The sequence below is a fragment of the Allorhizobium sp. nf9_anc genome (assembly GCF_056323085.1).
Genome location: NZ_CM150481.1, coordinates 1,142,303 through 1,167,096, shown reverse-complemented (window position 1 = coordinate 1,167,096; position 24,794 = coordinate 1,142,303). Strand labels below are relative to the sequence as shown.

Sequence of the window (24,794 nt, the reverse complement as noted above, 5' to 3'; positions counted from 1 at the left end):
TAAGACCGCCTGCATACCACATCGTTCTAACACCTCTGCAGCAAACCGCTCGCATAACAAGCAGTGCGATTACACTAGACCAGATCCAATGATTGCATCAGCGGCTGGACTTGAGATGTCTCACGCCAAACTCCTGCCTGGAGAGCTTGAAGAGTTATCTGCACTGCGCCTATCAGCGCCCACTGAGCAAGGCCACGTGGCAATACATTGGAATCGAACACATCCATTTGCTGAGAAATAAGGAGTCCCAACCATTGACATCTTATCTTGGTGCCGCACTCGTAGCGCTTCGCGACGAAGCATCGCGATTGAAATGAGGGTGGGACTCTCCGCCAGGTGACCAAGCGCTACCAGCGTTTTCAGGCGCTTGGCTAAGTTCTTATATCAAAAGGGAGAGTAGCGCTACACCGAGGTGTACACGAAGGTGTACCGCGCGCGATACCGACCCACTCTCCGCCAGGTGGAAATGCGCAAATTGGGGGTCGAGCAAACGCAGCCTCTGCCTCGATAGCGGCCGGCGAAACACTGGCGGCACTCGCCTGGATTTGACGTATTTTCCGTTCGCCGACTCGTTGATCAAATGAGGCCCGATCTTGGTCAACGCAGCCTGTTGCTGCATCGGCGCTCAGATGCTACCGAGCGACAAACCTGCACCCTTAAGTGAGCGGGTTAACCGCCAGCGGAACGAAATCGGATGAAGCTCGAAATCTTTGCGATCAATCTGGATCGATCAACCGACCGCTGGGAAATCCTGGCAGATCGCGCCAGCGCACTAGGCTTGTCCCTCACCCGTGTTTCGGCAGTCGACGGCAAGTTGACGCCCGAAGCAAAGCGAGAGGCAGTGGACGATGCCGCATTCCGCCGCAACACGGGTCGCCTGATGCTCGCCGGCGAGTATGGCTGCTATAGGAGCCATATCAAGGCGCTCAACGCATTCCTCACAACGACCAACGATATCGCCCTTATCATCGAAGACGACGTCGAACTGAGTGCCGACCTCAAGGATCACGTACAAGCCGCGTTCGAAGCGGTTCCGGACGCCGACGTGATCAAGTTCTTCAATCACCGTGTCGTCGGCTTCCGAAAGACCAACACATCAAGCCGAGGTGACGAGATCGGTCGCGCCATTCACGGCCCCCTCGGTTCATCGGCCTGTTATGCCGTTTCTCGGCGGGGCGCAGCGCTCTTGATCGAACACCTGACGGTCATGCGCTACCCTTGGGATGCGGCCCTCGAACGGGGCTGGGACCATGGTGGCAATGTTTACACGACGCGAAAGAACGTGGCGAACATAGCGCGTGGAGGCACAACGATTGCTACACGCGACATCTACCGCTCCGTCAAATTCCCGAAGTGGAAACGACTCGGGACCTATGTCCGCAGGCTACGGGATGATTTTGTAAGACTGGCCTATGCACTTCGCGCTTGAGCAAGCGTGACAGGACGTTTCGAGCCGGCACAACAGCTGATCTTCTCGTCCTAGAGCCTTTAGAAACCTGGAACGGAAACATGAAGACCCATATCGACCGCTTGTGGCAAGCCTCAGACTTCCTGTTTCTCACTGGGCTTGCCGTCGCATTGTTTCTCGGCAGCAAGGTGACGCCTCTTCTCGTCGTCGCCGGCGTCTTACCCATCCCTTTCTTGTTGCACGCGCTCAAGAACAGGTACTATCACGTATCGATCTGGACGCTGCTGGCCTCGTTCGGCGTCTACTTCGCCTACAGTCTTATCGCACTCTTCTTCTTCACAGGGCTCGAGGCTTCGGATCCCCGCCCAGTCAATCCCAGCCTTGAATCCTATTCCATCGCGATCGCCATGCTGGCCGTCGGCTTGGTGCGGAGCCTGCAGATCAAAGACCTGGCCTTAAAGTTTCGCAGACTGATGCCTTGGCTGCTCGTCGCCTGCTTCGCCGTTTTGTCCTATATGATGTTTGCCGGTATCAGGGACGCCTGTCGTGTAAGAGGACTGGCGCCCTGGCCTTTCATACCTGCTCTCCTGTTCTCGACACTGACGTTTATCTGTCTGGTCGGGTGGGAAAAGCTTGGCAATCGCGAGCGCTGGCTTCGGGTCGGCCTGCTCGCACTCAGTATCATCGTCTCCACGACCTATACAGGCTCCCGCGGCGTGGCCGTGGCGCAGGTTGGCATTTTTGGCGTACTTATGCTCCTGAGCCTCCTGCCTTCCTTGAGGGAGAGCACACCACGCTTCTTTCATCTGGCCACAGCGGCAATCGCCGGGGCGGTGGTTTCCGTCCTAATCGGCCTAGCAACGGACTGCGGCCCAGCCAGCCGCTTCTCTTCGACTGTTGAGACACTGGGGAGGATGACCTCGCAGCTCATCGCAGCTAATGAGGAAGCCACCTCCCCAAGACAGGTGGCTCCGACACCAGAAGCGGTGCAGCTTCCGGATAACTCCGAGTCAGCAGCAGCAACGCCGTCCAAGCCAAACCAACCGACAGAAATCACCAAGGATGAATCGATCGGACTTCGGCTCGCCATGTGGGAAACTTCGATCGCGGCGATCAAGGAGAGCCCCGTCTTCGGTCATGGCTCCCTCTATCTACAGAAGCTGATACACGCGACCTATGGCTTCGAGCACAATCACAATCAGTATCTCACCTGGCTCGTAACCGGCGGAGTGCTGCAGCTTACACTCGGTCTGATCTTCCTTGCGATCCCTTGGTTTGTATCAAAGGGTCTGTCGACTGCTGACAGACTACTCCTGACAATAGGAGTATCGCTCTTCTGGGGTATAGCGATGATGTTCGATTCATTCCTGAACCTGAAATTCTACACGCACTATTTCTGCCTGCTCTGCGGTGTACTCTATGCCCTGTCAAACAGTATGCAGGATGAGGCGTCCACATGAGCGGACCTCTCTATTTTGATCTCACCGAGGCGCTGCTCTCGACATCGGGAAAGCGCACGCAGTACTACGGGATCGCCCGCACGGTCCACGAAATCGGCCGAGCAGCTGCGTTGCTCAACGACGATATCCGCTTCGTTGTCTTTTCCTTTGGCATGCAGGAATTCTATGAAGTCACTTGGCAGAAGCGAGAGGACGGGAGCGCGGAGTTCGATCTGCCAAAGGACGTGGGCCAGAAATGGGTCAGGTCGTATTTCGGCAAGAACCCCATCCTGCCGCTAATCTTCCGGCTTTTGAACCGAACGACGCCAAAGAAAAACAGGGATAACTGGCTAAAACACGCCAGACATCTGAAGCCCGTCACAATCGAAAGCGGCACCTTCTTCTCCGCAGCACGGCCGAAACTGATCGTCGACATGGTGAGGGTACTCCATGAGAGAGGATCGAAGGCGGCCATCGTGCCCTTGCTCCACGATTTCATGCCCCTGCATGACCGAGCGACGAAGCGATTCCGCAAATTCGACCGCAACTTTCTTGCCGACAACCAGTATCTGATCGAGAATGCTGACCGAATTCTCACGAATTCGAACTTCACCGCGAAAGAGCTTGGGAGCTTTGTTGAAAATGGCATGCTTCCCGAACCGCACGGGCCGGTCAATGTGGTGCAACTCGTCCACCATTGTCCTGAAGGCACTGAAGAATCGGAAATTTCGGTGCCATCGGAGCCATACCTGCTTACAGTCGCCCTCAATCTGGGCCGCAAGAACATCGAGGTCGTCCTGGACGCCCTCAGGCAGATGCATGCTGACGGCAAGCCCGTACCGCAGCTCGTGATAGCCGGCTCGCACAGAAAGCGCCTGCGTCGCTATGCATCGAAGCCTGTCTTTCGGGGCATTCAGGACAAGCTGATCTTCATCGACAATCCCAATCAGACCGATCTTGTAAAGCTCTACAAGGGTGCTCTCGCTCTGGTGATGCCGAGCAAGCTGGAAGGCTGGGGCCTGCCGGCGGGCGAGGCCCTCTGGTGCGGCACTCCGGTGATATGCTCAACAGCGAAAGCGTTACAAGAGGTCTGCGGGAACCTGGCGCTTTGCTTTGAGCCTGACGATGCATCTCGTCTTGCGCAGATCATAGAGAAGCTAGAGACCAATATCGAATTCCAGCATGAGCTTCGGAAGCGCATCAACGAGGCGAGGCCGAAACTGAGAACATGGAATGCCGTTGCCCGCGAGACACTGGCTATCATGCAAGTGCTCTGATTGCTCTGATCCCCGATTTCTGGAGGAAGTTCACAGCTCAGGTCAACATCTCCGAAGGCGAACTGGTTTACGTAAGTGATGGAGTGAAGATGGCCCGAAGGGTCTGACCCAGAATGGCGTCGAAGAACTTCAAAGTCTACTCGCCGACATCAGGAGATGGGACAGCGTTAGCCGCGAGTTCCTCATCGAGATTTATGCCGGCTATCCGGTCGAAATGGGCGGCAGTTCAGACCCGCGTCTCAATGCTAATGGGTGCAGCGCCTACTGTAGTGCCTTATGGATTCTTTTTCGATTTACGGTTTCTGATGGGCATCAGCATGCCAATCAGAAACCATAGCGGTTGCCAAGTGAAAAATGTGGCCAAAAATGCGACGGTTAATATCGGAGGAGTGATCCATTTCCTGATGTCTGGCCCTGAAGAATAGAGACATCGCAGTTTGACCGCTAAAAACAAGAACAGCAAAGCGCTGCCTACCAGACCTAAATGGGATTGGACGGCAAGGATGGAGTGGAGGTACCCACCAGGGTTTCCCACTATCTTGTCCGCCGCCAAGTCCCCAAGCAGGGGGGCAAGTTTGAACTGAGCAAGACTATCGCCACTAAGATCAGCGCGGGATACTATTGAGGCGTATCCTGGAACCTTCGCGGCGAACTCGCCATCACCAAAGTTGAAAATTCTCATTGGGGGCATTGCGGCTATTACAGCGACCCAAATGGCTGTGGCTATTCCCACGGCCAAGAAAAAATGACATGCGGCAGCTGTCATACCCTTTTGCCAGTAGGTCATGACGGTCGCTGCGCCGAGCGCAACAGCGAGCATCCCCATGAGAACTGTTGCATTGTTCGACCCTACCAATTGAGCGGCAAAGAACCCCGCTACAAAAACGAAGGGCACAATCGACCAAGGGAGGTAGTCACCGCTGGCCCACGGTCCAGAGTGAGCCGATAACAGCATTACCCCGCCTATTAGGACGACCGTAAGTTGGTCTCCGAAATATTGGTATTGAGGCGTCCAGCCAGGCTGTAAAACGAGAAAGATATCCCCTCTCATTTGCGGAGCAGCAAGAAAGAATACGGCGATCACGCAAGCGCCCATACCAATGAGAATAGCCCAGTCCTTCTCCGCGCTGGCTCGCGGGGCGACCGCGAACAGATACCCGCACAGAAAGGAAACCAAGCAGTTGCGGACTGCATCCTTCAGGTATTGCCTTGCTATCTCAGGGTCTGGGTAGGTCGCCGCCATCAATATGAAATAGCCGAAGAAAAGCAAAATGAGCCAGGCAGCCGGGTCACGCAGCGTTCGAAGGACCTCTCCCGTTGCTAATAGCTGGTACGCTGAAATAGCCAGAACAATGACCAGCCACGAGTGGGCGATCCAGAGGAAGCTGTTGTCACCATTAACGCTCACCCTCGTGGCAATAACTAGCATTGCAGACAGATAAATGGCTACGCCTACTCGAAAAATTGCCACCAGCTTTATCCATGTTAGAAATTATCATATCTGGCGACGGAGCCAGTCGCACACTCAATCTCGGCTGTACCAACCTCTGTTCCGATGAAGGTAGGAGCGATATTCAGCTCCATCAGGATAAGAAGCAGCCTGCCTCGAGCAACCAAAAAATTTATCGTGCTTTGGCATCATCAGGTGTTCTCGCCAGGAAGCGGACCGTTACCTCCAATAGCCTCCTACCACTATTCTGAAAAACTGCATCGGTAATCCTCCCCGTTTTAACGGGGTTCAGCGGTAGAATTCACGCAGCCATTTTCATTTTCTGAGCGGGTGTGATGCCGCCAATGCCCATGTTGGGCCGTTCGTGGTTATATGTCCAAAGCCATTCCGTGGCGATCTCTTGCACCTCCGTTATGCTGTCAAAAATATACAGATCGAGCCATTCATGCCGAACAGTTCGGTTGTAGCGCTCGACATAGGCGTTCTGCTGAGGCTTGCCGGGCTGGATGTAGTTCAATGCGATCCCTTGCTTCTCTGCCCACTCGACCAGCTTCGAACTGACGTATTCGGGGCCGTTATCGACCCTGATCGCCAGCGGCTTGCCCCGCCATTCGATGATCTGGTTGAGGCTGCGCACGACCCGTTCGGCAGGCAGTGAGAAGTCAACCTCGATCCCCAGTCCCTCTCGGTTGAAGTCGTCCAAAACGTTCAGAAGCCTGAACTGGCGACCGTCCGCCAGGCGATCCGCCATGAAGTCCATCGACCAGACCACGTTCGGCGCATCGGGCACCGCCAGTTCCTCGGGCTTCTCGCGCTTCAGCCGCCGCCGAGGCTTGATCCTCAGGTTCAGCTCAAGCTCCCGGTAGATACGGTAGACTCGTTTGTGGTTCCAGCGATAGCCTTGGACGTTGCGCATATGCAGGAAGCATAGACCGAAGCCCCAGGTCTTCTTCATCTTCACGAGCCCAAGCAGCAGATCGGCGATCTCATCGTTATCGGCATTGCGCTTTGGGCTATACCGAAAACAGGTCTCACTGACGCCAAATGTTCTGCATGCCAGCGCGATGCTCACACCGTGTTGCGCCACTGCTTTCTCGGCCAGCTCTCGGCGCTGAGATGGCCGCCTCATTTTTTTCCGAGAGCCTCCTTCAGCAGATCGGCCTGCATGCTCAAATCGGCATACATCCGCTTCAATCGGCGGTTCTCGTCCTCAAGAGCCTTCATCTGGCTCATCATTGAGGCATCCATGCCCCCATATTTTGCTCGCCATTTGTAGAAACTGGCGCTGCTGATGCCGTGCTCCCGGCAAAGCTCAGGGACGGGGACACCGCCTTCGGCTTGGCGCAAAACAGCCATGATCTGGGCTTCGGTAAATCGGCTCTTCTTCATCAAAATCTCCTCGAGCATCTTGCCGAGAAAATTCTACTTTTGAAGCCCCTTATTCCCGGGGAGGATTACCCATCGAGCGGCTTCGCGGCTGAAGCGCTTAGGAGTGAATGCAGGCTGTTCGTAGTTGCCACTCGCAACCCAAGACTGATTAGCCGAACGTGGTTGCCATAAGGCACATGACCTTGCCTCCAAGTTCTATCCAGCGTTCAGTTCGCTCCGGTGCTTTTTTGAGGTGCTCAATATTCTTGGGCCAGCGCGAGCTAGAATTTCCCGGGGTTTTGCTCTGGGACCAAACTCTAGACCGCTGGGAATGCATTGGGAGCGTAGTCGGCTTATGTTGAACCGTGAGCTTGAATGATCGGGTTCCCCGGCCCCTGATCGCGATCCCCAGGTTAAGAGGGTCACTCGGAAAGTCGTTTCACGAAGGCTTCTCCAAACCGTTTTGCAAAGCTCCCGGTAATGTGGTGGTAATCTCTGTAAACTATTTCCCCGGCAATTACTGCCGGACAAAAAATATCATTACAGAACTGATCGGTGAAGTCGAGAACGTTGACGGTTCGTCCAGAGGCACCAACAAGCGCTGCCTCATCGACCATGGCTACTAGTGCTTCCTTTCTAGGCCGGCTGCAGTCATCTGAATAGCTTAGACAATTAAGAAAGTTGCTAAACATCCTCGGATTATCTCGAATTAACCACACTTCAGTTTCGTCGGGCAGTTCTTCCATCAGTTGCGCAAAAGCGGACTGCCACACCTGAGCAGATCGGGTCTCAGAAAGTGGCTTTCCTTGTTCAGCGATCCATCCTCTATAGTCAGCGAAATTCGCAAGTACGACGACGGACGGTGGTTTCATCTTGATTTCGTCCATAACACTGGTGCGCCAAACAGTACATTCCTCATAGATCGAAGCGGTGGGAGGGTACCAGATTGAAACAGGCAGTGACGGACATGACGTTTTAGTCCGAGCGATGAACTTTATGCCCATATCAACCGCGGCGTCGTGGATCGGATTAAACCATTGCGCAGCGTGACTATCACCGAAGAGCATAATGCTCTTTTCGCTATCTACGTCGCCAAACTCACATCCAGCCGAGACTATATCGACGAAATCACGGTGACACCCGCTACCATAAGCACCGCCGAGGTCGCTTCTAGCGGCGCTGATCCGTTTTGCCCGAGCTGCGGCATCGGCTGGCTGCGGCAAATCCGTCAACACAAGAGATGCTGCAAGCACAGGGACCACAGCACACGCCACCATAGGGACAACTCTCCAGGGGCGCTGCAAGCGGAGGCGGCGAAGGGGTGCTTCGACATAGGCGTAGGCAATCGAAGCGACGGCTACAGAGATAGAAGCAGCGAGCCATTTTGCATTAGCGTCACTTGATGACCGTTCAGCGACTATTGCGATGAAGGGCCAGTGCCAAAGATATATGCTGTAAGAGCGATCCCCTATCCATTGGCATAATCTTAACGATAGAGCACGATGGACAAAAGTCTCCTTTGCCGGTCGCAACACGACGAGAAACGCAGCTGTAGCGGCAGTCGGGACGAGCCCCAGATAGCCCGGATAACTGTCTTTATGCGTTATGAAAAAGAAGCAAGCTAATAGCGTGGCTAAAGAGACAAAAAGGACTGCTCGCGAAAACGTCTCACACAATCGATGTTGGAATGTTGCGGCAAGCCAACCAGCTAAAATTCCACCTGCGAGCTGCCAAATTCTATTATAGGTAAGAAAAAATGCGTCTGGCTGTGACGACTGCAACGCCACTAGGCCCAGCACAAAAGAGAGTATGGTGAGCGCGGCGATCAGATACAGCGAGATCACCATCCGATGTTTACGACCGAATGCTGCAACTAGGAACATTAGCGCTGGCAAACCCAGATAGAACTGCTCTTCTATCGATAACGACCAGAAGTGTAGTACTGGACTTGGCGGCTCCCCTATCCGAAGGTAATCGACTGCGTTTTGAGCGAAGTGGAAGTTTGAGTAAATCAAAACTGCAGCCCAGATGTCTGCGGCGATCTGGGGCAGACGGTAAGACGGCAGGAAGATAAAGCTAGCAATCGCAGTCAGGAAGAGAGTAAGAATAGCATTCGGAAGAAGTCGCTTAGCCCTTCCGACAGCGAACTCTAAAACGTTAATCGAGCCAGTTTCCTCCATTTCTGCGAGTAGCTTTCGGCCGATCAAGAAGCCAGACACAACGAAAAATACATCAACGCCCAGGAACCCACCCGGAAGAGCTGAGTGATTGACGTGATACAGGAGGACTGAGGAGACAGCGACTGCTCGCACGCCCTGCAACTCAGTGCTATGATCCAGACGAAACTGGGACCGCGGACTAATTCGATTCTGCATCTGCTGCGTCTATCACAGCTCAAATTTCCTAGCTAGATCGAGCAGTTCTACCTATCTGAAACGAACCTGCCGAATAGCGCATCGAAACCTGTCACCCTATCAGCACCAACGCGGGCAAAAGCAACCTTTTACCTATAAATTCAGGCACTCCTCCGTTTTTTGATTGAACCAGCCGTCAAACCGGATTCTCCTTACCACCATAGCGATATCCAGTTTAAGATTTTCAATATCAGGAAACCAGGCGTTAATAGATGTCCGGCGATTCACTGATAAAAAATCGATTCATATTAGCGGCTGACGTAGACGTGTCTGGAAACACTTTCCAGCACATAAGAAGCGACCGCAATCAACAGAACTATTGTCACCACCCCAACTAGATAGAAATCGGTCAAGAACCGATCGAGATTGCTCTCTCCCAAACTCGAGTAGTGAAAAATCAACAAAGAACCCACTCCAGCAGCAACGCTCGGCACGAAAAGCCGTGTCACAAGCGCTTGAGCGCTCGCCACAATTGCCCCAAACGCCGCTGCGAATACCCCGGCTCCAATCCAACCGAAATTGGCGTATCCTTGCACCCAAACGGCGCCAGTAGCCGTGCCAGAAAGGTGAGAGAAATAGCTGTCAGAAAAGATGTTCCTCCACATGAACAGGTCCAAGTTAAACCTGACGTCGGAGCCCATACCCAGTAGTCTCAGGCTTGAACCAGCCAAAAAAGGGCTCTCCTCAGGAAAGATCTTAATCACATAGTATCCAACCGTCAGGCCGCCAAGAATCATACGATCGGCCATCAGACGCATCGACTGTGGCCCGGCCAACACAACAATTAGCAGCGCTGCACCTACTCCGAATGCGGGCCAAATAAATTCCTTCCTAAATAAGCCCTTTGCAAGCGCAAGATACCCCAGCGCGAATAGATACCAAGCCACGGGTGCTTTTTCTCCATTGTATAACAATATCGCTACCTGAATTCCAATCAATATGGGAACAATCAAAAAGACATTCCGGTCAATCGCCTTGGACAAAATGATGAAATTGAGCACCAAAGGAAGTAGTAAGAAAAATAACCTGAAGTAGTGCGATTTGAGACCGAACGTCTCTTGATTTATCAAGGAACGCAGAAACGCCGCTCTAGCAGATGCTCCGATACCTCCGCCGCCTGCTGCTTGATAATACTCAATCGCCTTAGGGAGAGACGAAGCCAAAACGACGCACGCGATCATTACGAAGATACTAAGAACGGTCCAGAAGTTGACCTCAATTCGGCAGCACCTATCACACCAAAATTTGGACCAAATCCAACTGGCGGCGCAGTATCCGCAAACAGCCAAGCATAGCATAGCTAATCCTGCCCACGCCAGCGTCGCCACGATGGCTCTATCCAAGACATGCTGAGTGACCCGGACCTCGCTCCAACCGAAGTACAAAGGAAGAAGCCCCAACACATTTGTTAGGAAGAAGGAACACACAAGAAATGCGGGAAAGAAACTTTTCCTCCGGAGCAGCCAGAAAATGACGCCGAACGCTGTTATGTTTGCCAATGCAATCCCCGCGAGATGAATTGCGCGGACATCACCTATCATTGGCGACACCTCCTCATAGCACATCCCCATGATAGAAGCGTCGCGCTCTTGTATAGAAGCTGCATTTGGTTCGTCAGCGTTCGATACAACAAAGCTGTCTATCGAGATGGAGCCCACGCTTGCGGCCAAGTGGAACCTTTCGACATACTCGCCTTCTCTACCGGGCAGCATCCGGCCCTCAAACAGATTGGGGCCCACCTTGTTCATCTGAATGGATTGGAGCCTGCAATTGGCCCCACAAAGCTCCGCTGATATGCTCACTTGCGCCGAAGGCGTAAAGTCTCCGCGCAGTGATACATTGTATGAAGGCTCGTCTCCTCGAAAATAGTACTGGATTGCCCGCACACTGATTAAGGCTGGCGCTCTATGATTGATGAGGAGATTATCTTCACCGACGCGATACGTTTCGGGAATATGATAATGATACCAACAAGGGGCCACATCCTCCGGGAGGCGCCGCGCTGTGTGAGAGAAAGACTGGGAAAGATCACCATTCAGTACAAGGTTCTCATTTAGACGCCGATCAAGCTCCCGCTGATCCCAAGGCTGATCAGAAAAAGGCATCGCCTTCAGCCCATCGCTCGGCAAGCTCCAGAGCAGTAATGAAATTAGAATGAAGATTGGCATGGTTGCCCTCACCGCTCTTGACATCATCAAGATGTCAAGAAGTCCCCCAACGGCTAAAATTGGAATACCAACTAGGATGGCGTTATCCAATATTTACGCGATAACTCGGCCTTATGCTTGACGCGTGTGACGCGGTTTCCAGTGGCGAAAGGTACTGGCGGAGGATCACGTCCTCTATGAAATCAAATGGCGCATTGCAATCTCGACGACGCTGCGTCCCATCCACTCAACTAGTCTTCACAAAATCCGTGCTTCCTTCGCTGGTTGCGTCCCTACACCCCCGCATCCATCTTGTAATGTCGGATTGTCGCCTACACGTTGAACTATATCGGAACCTGGATCAAGATTTCCCCTTACTGGACTTGCTTTAGCGTTTGACCTCAAGACGAGCGATGATCCTTCCTATCACTTCGTCCAGCTGATAGTCACTCAAGTCACTTCCGGAAGGTAGGCAGAGGCCGTTGCGGAACAAGCGCTCGTCGAAAGCGCTTCCGTGGTAGGGCGCACCCTTGTAGAGCGGCTGTAGGTGCATAGGCTTCCAGAGTGGACGCGACTCAATCTGATATTCTAGCAGCATTAGGCGAATGTCTTCACGCGTTACGCCCGTTATCTTTGGATCAATGGTCAAGGCCGTGAGCCAGCGGGTAGAATGGGACCATTCCGGCTGCGGCATGAAGTCTATGCCTGGCCGGGTTAATGCCGCCTCGTAACGTGCGAAAATCGCGCGACGACGCACAACCCGAGAGTCGAGTACCTCCATTTGGCCTAGCCCTATGGCGGCGCAAATGTTTGATAGACGGTAGTTGTAGCCATATGTCGAGTGCTCATAATGTGGTGCCGGGTCGCGTGCCTGAGTCGCAAGGAAGCGCGCCTCATCAGCCCAGCTCTTGTGACGCGTCACTAACATACCACCGCCGGAGGTGGTGATAATCTTGTTGCCGTTGAACGAGAGGATAGCGGCGTCACCACCTGTTCCGGCTTTCCGCCCATTAGTATATGCCGCGCCGAAGCTTTCAGCGCTGTCGACGATTATGCGGACGCCATAATGAGCCGCAAGAGCCTCCAAAGCCTGAAGATCGGCGGGTTGACCATAAAGTTCAGTGGGCACGATTGCCTTAGGTAGGCGGTTTTCGCGCGCCGCTCTGGCCAACTCTTCAGCAAGCAGCCCTGCGTCAATGGTCCAACTTTCGGGCGAAACGTCGAAGAATCTTGGATAGCCGCCGAGGTAGTTTACCGGGAAGATACCACCGGCGAAAGTCATCGAGGAGATCCATACCTCATCACCGGACTGAACACCCGCGATGCGAAGGGCGAGATGGAGGGCCGCGGAGCCGGAAGATAGGCCGACGCAGTGTACATCTGCTTTGAGGTACTCCCGAACCGATACTTCAAAAGCGTTGAGCTGTGGGCCTAGCGGAGCTACAAAGTTCGAGGCAAAAGCCTCACTAACGTAGTCCATCTCGCGGCCGCACATATGGGGGCGGGAAAGGTAGATGCGCATATGTAAGTCCTAAACCAAGGGCTTCGCGGGATTTCCGACAACCGTTACATTCGGCGGCACATTCCGGGTTACTACTGCGCCCATACCAACGGTCGCGCCCATACCGATTTCAATGCCTTGGCGGAGTATTGCACCTGAACCGATGTAGACATGGTCACCAATAACAACATTTCCATTGACCTTCGCTCCCGGAGCGAAAGTGACGAAATCTCCGATAATACAATCATGCTCCACGTACGAATATATATTGGCGTGGAAACAACATCCAATACGTATATTGGATGTCAAAGTCACAAAGGGAGACAGGCAGGCGCCATACCCTATGATGACATCATCCATCTGCACGACAGAAGCAGCGCGCGCCTCGACTAGCGGAATTTGTGCGGCGGCACACCTTCGAGCCAAGACTTGGCGGGTTTGCGACGCTGCAATAGCGATACTGACAGACTTTTCTTTTACATCGCACCTAACAAAATCTTGCCAATTCAAGATGTCATGTCCGTTAACACGTCCAGGCGCTTGCGCATCGTCGACGAATACGAGATCCGCTTGCCCGTATTGTTCACGCAATAGAGGCATGATACCTCGCCCACACCCCGATGCGCCGTACACGCCAATCAGCTTTCTCACGAACCGCTCCCCGTAAACTTTGTGGCGGTAGCATTGCCAGCGGCCGAAATCCCCTCGCGTTTGACAACCTTGAGGAAAGTCAAACAGATAATCTTAAGATCAAGCCACAGGCTTAAGTTGTCGACATACCAGACATCCAACTCGAGTTTAGTCTCCCAAGAAATTGCGTTTCGCCCGTTAACCTGCGCCCAGCCGGTAACGCCGGGGCGCACATCGTGGCGGCGGCTCTGCTGATGAGAATAAAGGGGCAGATACTCCATGAGTAGCGGGCGAGGGCCGACGAGGCTCATATCGCCCTTCAGGACATTCCATAGTTCGGGGAGTTCATCAAGCGACGTTGAACGGAGATAGCGCCCAAATGGAGGCAGCCGCTCTGCGTCGGGAAGCTGGTTTCCGTCTTCGTCAAGCGCATTACGCATAGTGCGAAACTTGATCATCTCAAAAGGTTTGCCGTGACGCCCCGGACGAGTTTGGCGAAAGAAAGCCGGCGCGCCCAATCGCAGCCAAATCAAAAGCACCAAAGCGAGCATTAGGGGGGAGAATACGATAAGCCCCGACGCTGCTATAACGATATCAAGAAATCTCTTCATTCGACCATGTTTTGCAGAGAGTGTTCGAGTGGATCCGGCGCGGGCTAGAGCGCTCTGGCACGAAGCATATCAAATTAGGGGTATGCATTCACTGGTCCCGCATGCATAACGGTGGCTTATTGAACCACGCAGGGTCAGTGCGCCAAGAGTCAGCATTGGATGCAACGGATTTCGGTGATAGACTTTTCAAGTTGTCGAGCTAGATTTTGATAGTCATGCCGTTCTAACACTGCAACGCGACCATTTTTCCCAAGTTGTCGCCGCCGCTTGTTCGGAAGTGATCGCATCGTGGCAATGGCAGCTGCCAGCGCCGCGGGGTCTTCAGCAGGAACAGATAAGCCAGCATTGTAGTCCATCACCGGATCATGTCTGCCACTGTAAGAATGTATGATTGGGCGCGCGGAATACAGGTAATCGAAGATTTTATTCGCCGCGATGCCGTAATTGTAAAGGGGGCTCGATTTCCAGCCGATCCAGCAGGCATCAAAACGTTTTAGAATATCTTGCACCTGCGCTTTTGGAACAGATTCAATAAAGATAACATTACTAAGTTCTTCGCTGCGCACACGTTCTTCTAAGGCAGATTTCTCCCTCCCTCCACCGAGCAATACAAAGAGGATCTCAGGATCATGGCGCAAAATCCGCGCAGCGTCGATCAGGGTGTTAATAGAATTGGCACTTCCCAAAGTGCCCGCGTACCCAACCACGAACTTACCACTGGGGATCTTCGCGTGTAACTCCGCAGGGGCCGATTCTTTTTGGTCTAGTTTGCTTAACGAAACACCATTGGGTAACCATACGAAGCGATCCCCCGGCAGACCTCGCTGCTCCATATGATCCACCGCACCGCGCAAGTTAGAGACTACTAGATCGGAATTACGATAAGCGCGATCTTCAATCCATTGGAACAAGCGTATAAAGGGGTGATGTTTCGAGTAGCCGCCAATGTGCGTCAAGCTTAACGGCCAAATGTCGCGAACCTCGAATATCAGCCGCGCGCGACACCGTCTAGCGATCCACTCTGCGGCCAGATACCCAACGAGGGAGGGCGAAGAATAAACAACAGCGTCAGGCTTCTCGCCCAAAACGCGCTGCGCGCGCAGCAATTTGTAGGCGAAGAGGAACCAATTGAGGGCGCGCTTCTTGTCGTGCGCATCCCTATAGCGGAGCAGATCCAGACTGAGAAATCGAAATCCTTCGAAATGGTCCACCTGTGGCGCAGCATCAGCCGCCGCTTCATCCAGCGTAAGATGGGACCAGCGCGCAGCAATTACCGATGTGTCATGCCCAAGCGCCGCAAGCTCACGTGCTAGATGACGATGCCTCACGCCAAGGCCGCTTGAAGGCAGTGTCGCGTACTGATTTATGATCCAGATCTTCATCGAAGCGATACTCTCTACCCGATCAAAGTGCAAAGTGGATTCACGCCCAGCGCCGCCGCCCACTCTCAATGGCCTTGTCGAATGCAGTGATTAACTTCTGTTGTTCGGTTTGCCAGGACGGGATCTGATACGCTTTGATTGCAGGCTTCACACGGTCCAACTCTTCACGTGACCAAGCGATTATTGCGCCGCGCAGACTGTCCATGGAAAGGATAGCGCGCTTGGCAGCTGGATATTCTCTAGCGAAGCGCTCAAGCTCCGGCCCACCTCCCGTGATCACAGCGAGCCCGGCGGCCGCATATTCAAATAGTTTATTTGGAAGGCTAAATTCATAACTCAAAGAAACTGCCTTGGGAACGATTATACCAACATCTGCACCCTCCAACAAAGTAATCAACTCCGACTGTGGCACAGCGTCGTGGAAATGAACATTGCATAGTCCCCGCGCCTGGTGAGCCAGAGCTTCTCTGGCGTGGCCGTATCCGATCAGGACCAGATGCCGGTCCCGTCCCAGGTCACGAAAAACCTCGATCAACTCGGACAAACCCCTGTCGGCAGCAAGGGCACCACAATATACATAAATTAAGGCATCAGATTGCAGATTCAACGTTTTACGTAACGCGCTCTTCCCTATTGTGGCGGGAAGCAATGGCACATTTCGGACGACGCTGGTGTCAATACCCGGATACGCGGCAAGATACCAGTCGCGGATAGACTCGTTTACCAATGTCACGTGATCAGCTTTTCGGATCAGATGTGATTCGATCATTTTGGCCATCTTGCAGATAGGTCTTGACCACCCTGCGCGTTCCGTCTCAAGCTCGTGCGCGTCATACAGCAATGGCAATCGGTGTTGGCGAGCCAAGCGAACTGAGACAGGCAGTGCTGCAAGGCTATGCGCTATGATGAGTGAAGCATCTCCTAAGCGAGACTGGCGGAGGCAAGCCAGCGACCAACGCGGGAGCGACGAGGCGCGCACAAGGCGCGAACTTCCTGGCGCTGCTGGTTCTGGTCCTAGCCTATAGATCTGCTGCCGCGCAGCATGAGTTTCAGTGGCCGGCAGCCCCGAGCTCTTGTATCCTATATAATCAATGTCGGTCGCATATCCGTTATCAAGGGCCAATGAGCCGGAACGCCAAGCACGCGATTCATTCGTCCACGCGCTGAAGTAATAGTGCAGATGCCGAGTCAATGGGCTGATCTTTCGCGCAATAGTCGGATGTCCGAAAAGCTGAACTCTCCCTTGGCGACACGGCGAGCAATCTGGACGATCGGACGGTTATGGTCGAACAAGCCGCTCGCGTTCGCGAAGTCAGTATGTTGTCGTGGGGGTGCTGCAATGTACGCGCGGAGTTCATCCATCGTAAAACCGAGTTTTTTGCCAATGAACTCCAGTTCTTGGAGCTCCTCGTCCGGTTCGTAAAGTGGCTCCCGAATCTCAAGAAGCGCCTCGTCCCGCGTGATTTCACCAGCGAGGATCAAGCTGGAAAGGTGGTTTACACGCTTATCGATCCCGAATTTTTGCGGAAGGTAGATCTCTTGGTAGAACCGCGTAAACCGGTTTTCACCATGCTTGCGCGCATAAGGGCGATAACCAAACCGCTCCTGAAGCTCCGCTATGGCCGCCTTTTTATCGTAATCGACATAATTGAGAATGGGGAACGATTTAATCCTACCGACAAAAAGATACCAGAAAAGCTGGTACGGCTTCATAAATGGGTATGTCCTCAGCGGAATTTCACCGTAGGCCTTGTGGATTGCAAGAAGGTTTTTGCCATCCCTTTTATCGTAGCCCCAACTCGTGGGCATCGTAGACTCGGTCGCGACGTTGCCCCCGTGAATCACATACTTAATGCCCATTTTGTGTGCAGTTCGATAGAGCAGTGTGTTGATCGCATGATCACTCACGCACTCCAAGTCCATTACCGACGCTTTGATGTATGCGCGCTGCAAGTCTTGAATTTCGCGCCAATCGACAACATGAGTGATAAGATCAATGTTTAGCGTCTTAATTAGGCGCTCGATATTGGACACAGCCAAATCGATGTTCCACCCGTTGTCGAGATGAAGGGCTAGTGGCCTAAGGCCCAATTCCTTGACTCGGACCGCTACAATGGAGCTATCGACGCCACCCGAAACGCCTATGACGCAGTCATAGTCTCGGCCCTTTCCATCAGCCTTAATTCGTTCAGCCCAAGCGTTGAGCCGACAGCGACCATCGCCGCCGCGGTACACCTCATTATCAAGACGCCAAAGTCCATCACGTGCTAAACTTGAGACACCCTCCTCGTCGAAGGTCAGCCCTGGGATCGTCTCGTCGTAAAGTGTAATTGAGCACATACGTACGTTGCGACCCGACGAACACGCCTCCTTCGTAGGCATAATTTCTGCGTTGTTCATACGGTGCTACCTTTTGCCGTCCGCGGCCGGTAAATTTTCGCGAATATTTTTGCTTCTTCGTCCCAAACGGCGTCAAGGGCGTATCTCCGGGCATTTGCCACAGCGGGGGCCAAGTCGGCCTCCGAAATCCGTTCTATTGCCGCAGTTAAATCGCTAAGCGGTACAGCCCAACCAAAGCCACCGTCATGCAACAGCTGGGCCTGATACCCGAGATTGTCGCTAACGATAATAGGTAGACCCGCATGAGCCCACTCAAAAAACTTGTTCGGCAGTGAGTAGCGGTAGCTCACCGAAGCGCTTTCCGAAACAAACACACCAACATCAGCACTCGCTGAATAGGATACGATCCATTCACGCGGGACTGCAGGTTGATGGTGAATATTCGTATGGCGTATCGTCGCCTGCTGAATCAGTGATTCATAGCCATCTTCGCCGTACCCCATCAACACCAGATGACAACGCTCCGGATTAAGGGTTGCAAAGACCTCAAGCAAAATCTCGACACCCCGCCCAGCACTGAACAAGCCTTGGTAGATAAAAATCCTGGCGCTATCGGGTATCTCGAATCGCTGCCTAAAGCCGCCATTGGGGATTGGACGGCTCGCTACCGCTTCCCTTTCCGGAACATTGCGGACAACGTGGAGGTTCCTGAGCTTATAGGTGGTACTGTACCAATCCCTAATCGGGGCGCAGACGACCACAACATTGCGAGCCGACCGGATAAAACAACGTTCGACAATGCTGGTGAGACGCTTTTGAAGCCCTGACAAACCAGTCCGCTGTGTTTCGAGCTCATGCGGTAGGTACTCCAGTGTGGCTCCTGAGAACCGAGACGCAGCCCAAGCGATGGGAAGGGCTACGGCGTTATGGCAGCTTACGTGATCGGGGCGCAGTTGGCGAGCGCGACCGATGCAAGCAAGAGCGTACTGCAGCAGGCTCCACATCAATAAGACATTCCGCAGAATTCCGAATTGACGCAGAACGCGTGCCTTGCTGTACCGGGCGATCATTGTTGGATGCCGATATATTTCCAAGCCGAAATCAGTGATTTCGTCTGTCGCAAGACCATCCTTCCAAAGGCCAATCAGCAAGACTCGCCGACATATTCCGGCTGATATGGTGTATGCTGCCTCTTTGTAGAGCCGGCTTTCGTTGCCAGCGGAAGTAAGGAAAATGTGAAGCGTGAAACTAGACATTGCGTCAATCACCGAATCGGCGGTTGCAGACGGAGTTTTCCGAAGAGCCGCTTGGCCACTCGCGCCGCCATTTTAAGATGACCGAGCGATTTTTCATTATTGGCGAAATCGGTGTAAAATGATGGCGGCGCAGCCATGACACGTTCGAATTCGACCTCAGATAGCCCCAATTTTTTGATCCAAAAAGCCTTATCATCGACAAGCTCTCGAGGGTCGTAGAGCGGCTTCTCAAGCTCGCGCCGCGCTTCGTCTTTAGTCATCTGCCCTGAAACGATCAAACTTGCGAAATGGGCACGGCGTTTATCATAGCCGAACTTGGTTGGCAGATAGTGCGCTTGAAAAAACTTGGTGAAAAGCGATTCATAGTGCTTTCCGCCGTAATCTCTCCAGCCCATGCTCTGCTTTAAGGTATCCTTTGCAGACTCTTTTTTATAGTCGATAAGCTCGAGAGGCCTATGCACCCGCATCTTCTGCACAAACGGGTAGTAGACATACTTTTCGAGCGTGCTTACGGTCGGATAATTCTTAAGCTTAACGGTGCCATATTTTCTGTGGATTGCCTTCAAGGATACCGAGTCCGACGCGTCGTAGCCCCATGCATCCGGTAGAATTGACTCGGTTTGCATGTTTCCGCCGCTCAGTATGTCCTTTATCCCGTACTTTAGTGCCTCTTTATAAAGCGAAGCGATGAAAGCATGGTCCTGCGGCACGTCAAGGTTAGCGATGCCAGCTAGAAAGTACGCCTTTTGAAGATCCCGGATCTCGGGCCAGTCGATGACCAGCGTGTGCATGTCTAGCTTCAGGCGCTGTACAATGTTCTGAATGTTATTGACTGCCAGTTCGGAGTTCCAACCTGCGTCAACATGAACAACGAGTGGCCTCAAGCCCAACTTTTCGACTGCGAACCAAGCTAGGTATGAACTGTCCACGCCGCCAGAAAGGCCCAGGATACAATCATAGTCTTTGCCCTTACCCCTAGCCTTGATACCGGAAATCATCGCCTCCAGTTTGCGCTCTCGGTCTTTAGGTGTGCCAACTGTTTCGAGGTAGCGAGCGTAGGCCAGGCAATGGTTGCAGACACCGCGTTCGTCGAAGCTAATCCACGGATCCGAGGTGTCCATGACACAGCACTTGCATTCCTGATACGGGTGCTTGTGTAGAAGCTTAGTGTATGGGTTATCAGCATAAATCATGGCGGATCTGCACCTGTGTTTTTCTGAATTGGCGGCGTCAGTCAAACGCCAGCTGGCTTGTCTGGCGACGAGCGCGCTCCGCCGGACAAAAAATGGGACACGAACACCGAGAGCACATACCACGCCCCGACGACCACGCTGTAGAGGAAAAGTGTCGAATAAAGGGTAATGTTCGGGACCAGCAATGGCGGAAGCAACAACGTTGCGAAGCTCAGCGCCGACAGACCAATTTGCCACAGAAGATCGAGCCGCTGGTGATCGTGTATTATCCATATGTAACTCAATGGCGACGAGACAAAGCGGGCAAGCGTCAAGAATGAGACTGCCTGTATAAGGGCCCCAGCATCTCCCCACTGTGAGCCAAACAATTTTGGGAAAACATACGGTGATATCAGTATTACTGGACCCAGTACCATTACCGCTATAACTAATAAAATCATAAGAAATCGCCAAAATGACTTTCGAGACTTTCCGGTCGATTGAAACTCAGATACCGCCTGATGACGGAATATATCCTGAATTCCAGACGATATAAAAGCGACCGGAAATGAAACCATTCTGTTGGCCAGCACGTATTGTCCGAGCAAGGCGACGCCGAAGAGCTTGCCGATGACCAGCTCCGGCATAAAACTAGTAATGCTGCTCACGAGATTGGCGGGGAGCATCCAGTACACGATGCTCTTTCTTTGGGCAAGCAATCTTCGCGCTGCCGCAATGGAAGGTGAAAACGCGATATCCCTCCATTGCCTCCCGATGGGAGCGACGAACAACAAAACTGCCAAGAGAACACCAGCCATATTGGCCAACACAAACCCTATCGAACCTAAATCCCAGAGGCCGCAAGCAACCTGGAGAAAAGCGGTCGTGATCGAGAGAGCAATCTTGTTCCGAGCCAACAAGCCAAATCTATTGTTACGGATAGCCCAACTTGTCAAACACATCAGAGTGCCGCTGAGAAATACTGACAGCGGCAGAAAGTAAATTACCGCGTACGTATCGCTGCCGACCAATTTACTAAGCAAGTCGCCGTCGAAAAGAAAAATAAGCAAAAACAACGAAACCGAAAACGCAATCAAAGTGGCGAATGATAGAGTGACTGCGTGAAGAGCACGCCTACCCACCTCCTCAAGAACGATCGAATTATGTAGGGCAAGGGAGGAAACGCTTGCAAGAATCGCGACGATCCCAAAATACAGGCCGTAGACGCCGAACTCTTCAGGGCTGTAGAGCCGAGATACAATTGGCGCGCTAACTAATGGAGCCAGCTGTGATGCGGCTAGGCTCATCATGTAAGCGCCTCGACCATGGCTTAGCGCCATACGGGCCCGAGTGATGCCACCAGATACAAGGTTGGTCAGCATCTATCGCTCACAGTAACGGAGTAGTCTATAGATTTTCTTGAAAACCAGTTTGACGGTTGAAAAAAGGCCTTGTCGCCATACCGAGCCTACGACAAGTTTCAGTAGCCCGTCCCTTGGATTAGTCGCGACGGCGCTGAAGCTGGGCTGCAGCTGATTCGTTACTGATATCCAGAAGGTCTTGTCCTGTCTGAGCTCTGGGCTAATGGACTGCGCAAGCGAATACAATCTGCGACAGTTCGCCGGGACGTATGTATTACACCAAAGGTCCATAGCTTGGTACATTTGCCCGTAGACAGACGAGTTCGCCAATAGGAAGGCGAAGTCTCTCATGTCCTGCATTGAGCCGCCAGAAGCTGATTCCAGATAGCGTAAGGACAATTGCCTGGTCTCGCTGGGGCACTCGAAGGCCCAATCTAGCATCTCTTCAGGCGCGGAGAATTTCGGAACCCTTCGGTAGTAGTAATTTCCGACGAGTTCATAATTCTGTCCGTCAATAATGGCTGAATATCGTGGAATGGCATCCCAGTGTCCACCAGTGAAATAATAGAAAAGCTCACCAGGGAACAGCTCAGCTCGGAACGTTGTATGCTCTCTGTATAGTTTTACGAGTTGAGAATCTTCAAGATATTCGCCAGCATCAATTATTAAAGTCTCGATACCGACAACTCTGCCCAATAGCAGAGGAATTTTTCTATCCGCGTCTGAGGTCTGCCAATATTTCTTCAAAAATGAAAATGGTTGGAAGTTGACCTTTGCCGCTAGCGCCGCCGCTAGATTTCGTCGGCTATCCGCTCCGCCACTGAGGGAAATCCATAAAGTGTCCTGCTCTATGCGGTGAGCTTGCCGCATAAACTCGATCAAGAGAGCGCAGCATTCGTCTCTAATCTGCTCGGGACTTCGGTCGATGAAATCAAAGATCGGCCTTGTTGGTTGCAAGACTTCACCGCTGACCACGTCAAGCCACTGCCCCGGCAACAGGCAGTATATGCCTGCCATGGGTGTTGCCGGGGCGTATGCTACGCCACGGACGACCTCATCGCACTCTGGGTAAAGGGTGGAGAGAAGTCTAGCACTAGAGGAAACTGCGAAATCTGCACGCCGGTATTGCGGGCTGGGTGCGAACACGCCAAGCATTCCGCTAGCGTCGGTGGTAATGGATGTGCCGATGATAAGCGCCCAACGATTGCCCCATGTGTCTGTGATCTCGCGCCAGTTGTCGTGAGTTATCTCACTTAGACGCAGCTCAGGGGCGCCGTTTCCAGCGATTTCTATGGCGTTTCCAATAAGGATGACTGGCTGCCCGATTGCGTTAAGTGCATGCGCAATATGAAGTTCCGGGCAGTGATAGAGCTTTACTGATCCTGCAACGTCTAGCTGCGACCAACCCTCAGGCGCTAAAAATCTGCCAGAGGAGCTTATCAGAAACTGTTTACGATGAACGCGCAGATTGCTCATGAACGATTCGCCTTTAAAATTTCGCTTAGCAGCATCGTTCGTGTCCTGATCAGACCCTGTCGTGCGAGTTCGGATAGCTGATAAGAACCGCGCGGTGCTTACCCTGAAACACGAACATTGCACCGGCAGCGGCAGCTGACGCTCCGGAAGCTGAGATCACAGTGTTGAGATCGTCCACATTGCGCGCGCCCCCGACTGCGATCACAGGCACAGAGACGGCGTCCGCTACTCTATGAATTAGTTCAAGATTGTATCCTGTCATCTCGCCGTCTCGATCGATGCAGTTGATCATCAGTTCTCCGACGCCCCTCTGCTCGAGTTGACTTGCCCAGTCGAGGACACTCATTGGAATGGGCTCTCTTCCGCCGCGTATATAGACCTTCTCTCGACCCATCCAGTTTCTTGAGACGTCGATTGAGCCAACTATAGAAGAACTGCCAAATCTATTTGTGAGGGATGGCACCAATGCAGGATCGGTCCATGCCGCCGAGTTCACAACGACCTTTTCGAAACCAACGGCTAAGATCTCCCGAACCTGATCGACGGAGTTTATTCCGCCGCCATATGCTAGAGGCATGAAACACTCGGATGCAATTTCCCGTAGCATTCGAATATCCGGTGCCGCGCCAGTGCGCGCTGCACCGATATCGAGAAGAACAACTTCATCGACCTGCTTGTCGTTAAATATTTTCAGGGTGTTTACCGGATCGCCGAGATAGGTTTCGTTTCGAAATCTCCGAGTTTTATACAATCCCCCGTCCTTGAGTAGCAAAACGGGGATGAATCTTGAGTGCATCAGGAGTAGTCCTCCAAAAAATTACGCAAAAACTGCATACCAAAGGCGTGACTTTTCTCCGGGTGGAATTGAGCCGCGTGAATGTTGTCTTTACGCAATCCACATGCAAACTCAAAACCGTACTTCGCTGTCATTGATGTGATGGCCGGCTCTCTCGGCGCAAGATAGTATGAGTGAACAAAGTAAAACCTGGGCACTTCCGGAATTTCACGCAGCATCGTATATCCGTTTGCTGGGGTCACGGCGCGCCATCCGACATTCGGCAACGGCCATTTTCCGGGAATGCCCGTGAAATCCATTCTGAGTGTTTGCGCATTTAGCCAACCTAAGCCTTTCTCAGTTCCCTCCTCGCTCGACATTGTCATTAGTTGCGCCCCAAGGCAGATGCCAAGCACCGGAATGTGGTCTTTGAGAACACGTTGATTAAGTACATCGACGAGGCCAGAAGCGCGTAAATGACGCATTCCAGTGTCAAAAGCCCCGACACCAGGAAGTACCAGCATTTCAGCGCGGGCTATGTCGTCTACCGTGGATCCCAGTGAAGCACTGGCTCCAATCTTGCGAAACATGTTTTTGATCGAGCCAATATTGCCAACCCCATAGTCAATAATAACGGGCATTTGTGCTCCTTAAGGCGCTGAATCTAGGGGGGCGGCTCGGTTCGAAAATCATGATCATCAGTTCAGGAAACTCGGAAACCAGACGAAAGCCGCGCGTGTTATCTGTATCGGCGTGGGCTGGTATCGTCATTGGTGTTAACGCCCTG

General features: G+C 52.8%; 19 protein-coding genes. 3 read left to right on the top strand and 16 right to left on the bottom strand.

All coding sequences use genetic code 11. The features are described from left to right. Nucleotides 1–694: 694 nt before the first annotated feature. From AC02Y0_RS05400 to AC02Y0_RS05390, 3 genes are all read left to right on the top strand, one after another. A complete protein-coding gene (locus AC02Y0_RS05400; RefSeq protein ID WP_476382895.1) occupies nucleotides 695–1,429 on the top strand; it encodes a glycosyltransferase family 25 protein in 735 nt (244 codons plus the stop codon). A gap of 80 nt (nucleotides 1,430–1,509) precedes the next feature. Then, the gene (locus AC02Y0_RS05395) at nucleotides 1,510–2,868 is read left to right on the top strand and encodes an O-antigen ligase family protein (RefSeq protein ID WP_476382894.1); all 1,359 of its coding nucleotides are present in this window, start codon (nucleotides 1,510–1,512) and stop codon (nucleotides 2,866–2,868) included. 110 nt (nucleotides 2,869–2,978) lie between these two features. Continuing rightward, nucleotides 2,979–4,124, top strand: a complete 1,146-nt coding sequence (locus tag AC02Y0_RS05390) for a glycosyltransferase family 4 protein (protein WP_476382893.1) — start codon at nucleotides 2,979–2,981, stop codon at nucleotides 4,122–4,124. 274 nt (nucleotides 4,125–4,398) lie between these two features. Here the strand turns inward: AC02Y0_RS05390 and AC02Y0_RS05385 are convergent, their stop codons facing one another. The 16 genes from AC02Y0_RS05385 to hisH all read right to left on the bottom strand — a co-directional run bounded on the left by AC02Y0_RS05385 (nucleotide 4,399) and on the right by hisH (nucleotide 24,648). Then, a complete protein-coding gene (locus AC02Y0_RS05385) occupies nucleotides 4,399–5,595 on the bottom strand; it encodes a hypothetical protein (protein WP_476382891.1) in 1,197 nt (398 codons plus the stop codon). A gap of 280 nt (nucleotides 5,596–5,875) precedes the next feature. Next, nucleotides 5,876–6,963 (bottom strand): IS3 family transposase gene (locus tag AC02Y0_RS05380; RefSeq protein WP_476382890.1). Its coding sequence is split into 2 segments (ribosomal slippage): nucleotides 5,876–6,702 and nucleotides 6,702–6,963, totalling 1,089 coding nucleotides; the frame shifts between segments, so codons are not numbered across the junction. Between the two features lie 401 nt (nucleotides 6,964–7,364). Further along, complete coding sequence (locus AC02Y0_RS05375; protein WP_476382889.1) at nucleotides 7,365–9,317, bottom strand: acyltransferase family protein; 1,953 nt, start codon at nucleotides 9,315–9,317, stop codon at nucleotides 7,365–7,367. 287 nt (nucleotides 9,318–9,604) lie between these two features. Then, on the bottom strand, nucleotides 9,605–11,524 hold the full coding sequence (locus tag AC02Y0_RS05370) for a hypothetical protein (protein ID WP_476382887.1): 1,920 nt from the start codon (nucleotides 11,522–11,524) through the stop codon (nucleotides 9,605–9,607). Between the two features lie 367 nt (nucleotides 11,525–11,891). Continuing rightward, on the bottom strand, nucleotides 11,892–13,025 hold the full coding sequence (locus AC02Y0_RS05365; protein ID WP_476382886.1) for a DegT/DnrJ/EryC1/StrS family aminotransferase: 1,134 nt from the start codon (nucleotides 13,023–13,025) through the stop codon (nucleotides 11,892–11,894). Between the two features lie 9 nt (nucleotides 13,026–13,034). Beyond that, on the bottom strand, nucleotides 13,035–13,655 hold the full coding sequence (locus AC02Y0_RS05360) for an acetyltransferase (RefSeq protein ID WP_476382885.1): 621 nt from the start codon (nucleotides 13,653–13,655) through the stop codon (nucleotides 13,035–13,037). Beyond that, on the bottom strand, nucleotides 13,652–14,245 hold the full coding sequence (locus AC02Y0_RS05355; RefSeq protein WP_476382884.1) for a sugar transferase: 594 nt from the start codon (nucleotides 14,243–14,245) through the stop codon (nucleotides 13,652–13,654). The genes AC02Y0_RS05360 and AC02Y0_RS05355 overlap by 4 nt, the downstream gene beginning before the upstream one ends. 149 nt (nucleotides 14,246–14,394) lie before the next feature. Next, nucleotides 14,395–15,627 carry a glycosyltransferase family 4 protein gene (locus tag AC02Y0_RS05350; protein ID WP_476382883.1) on the bottom strand — a complete coding sequence of 411 codons (1,233 nt, stop codon included), beginning with the start codon at nucleotides 15,625–15,627 and terminating at the stop codon, nucleotides 14,395–14,397. Nucleotides 15,628–15,667: 40 nt separating this feature from the next. Beyond that, a complete protein-coding gene (locus AC02Y0_RS05345; protein WP_476383962.1) occupies nucleotides 15,668–16,750 on the bottom strand; it encodes a glycosyltransferase in 1,083 nt (360 codons plus the stop codon). A gap of 65 nt (nucleotides 16,751–16,815) precedes the next feature. After that, the gene (locus AC02Y0_RS05340) at nucleotides 16,816–18,027 is read right to left on the bottom strand and encodes an N-acetyl sugar amidotransferase (protein ID WP_476382882.1); all 1,212 of its coding nucleotides are present in this window, start codon (nucleotides 18,025–18,027) and stop codon (nucleotides 16,816–16,818) included. Then, nucleotides 18,024–19,223, bottom strand: a complete 1,200-nt coding sequence (locus AC02Y0_RS05335) for a glycosyltransferase (protein ID WP_476382881.1) — start codon at nucleotides 19,221–19,223, stop codon at nucleotides 18,024–18,026. The genes AC02Y0_RS05340 and AC02Y0_RS05335 overlap by 4 nt, the downstream gene beginning before the upstream one ends. A gap of 8 nt (nucleotides 19,224–19,231) precedes the next feature. After that, nucleotides 19,232–20,344, bottom strand: coding sequence for an N-acetyl sugar amidotransferase (locus AC02Y0_RS05330; RefSeq protein WP_476382880.1), 1,113 nt, complete (start codon nucleotides 20,342–20,344; stop codon nucleotides 19,232–19,234). A 113-nt stretch (nucleotides 20,345–20,457) separates the two neighbouring features. After that, entirely contained in the window at nucleotides 20,458–21,777 is a 1,320-nt protein-coding gene (locus AC02Y0_RS05325; protein ID WP_476382879.1) for an oligosaccharide flippase family protein, read from the bottom strand. Continuing rightward, entirely contained in the window at nucleotides 21,778–23,232 is a 1,455-nt protein-coding gene (locus AC02Y0_RS05320) for a hypothetical protein (protein ID WP_476382878.1), read from the bottom strand. It abuts the gene before it with no gap. 49 nt (nucleotides 23,233–23,281) lie between these two features. Beyond that, complete coding sequence (locus tag AC02Y0_RS05315) at nucleotides 23,282–24,028, bottom strand: AglZ/HisF2 family acetamidino modification protein (RefSeq protein WP_476382877.1); 747 nt, start codon at nucleotides 24,026–24,028, stop codon at nucleotides 23,282–23,284. Further along, the gene (gene hisH, locus AC02Y0_RS05310; RefSeq protein ID WP_476382876.1) at nucleotides 24,028–24,648 is read right to left on the bottom strand and encodes an imidazole glycerol phosphate synthase subunit HisH; all 621 of its coding nucleotides are present in this window, start codon (nucleotides 24,646–24,648) and stop codon (nucleotides 24,028–24,030) included. Before hisH ends, AC02Y0_RS05315 begins: the two co-directional genes overlap by 1 nt. Nucleotides 24,649–24,794: the final 146 nt, after the last annotated feature.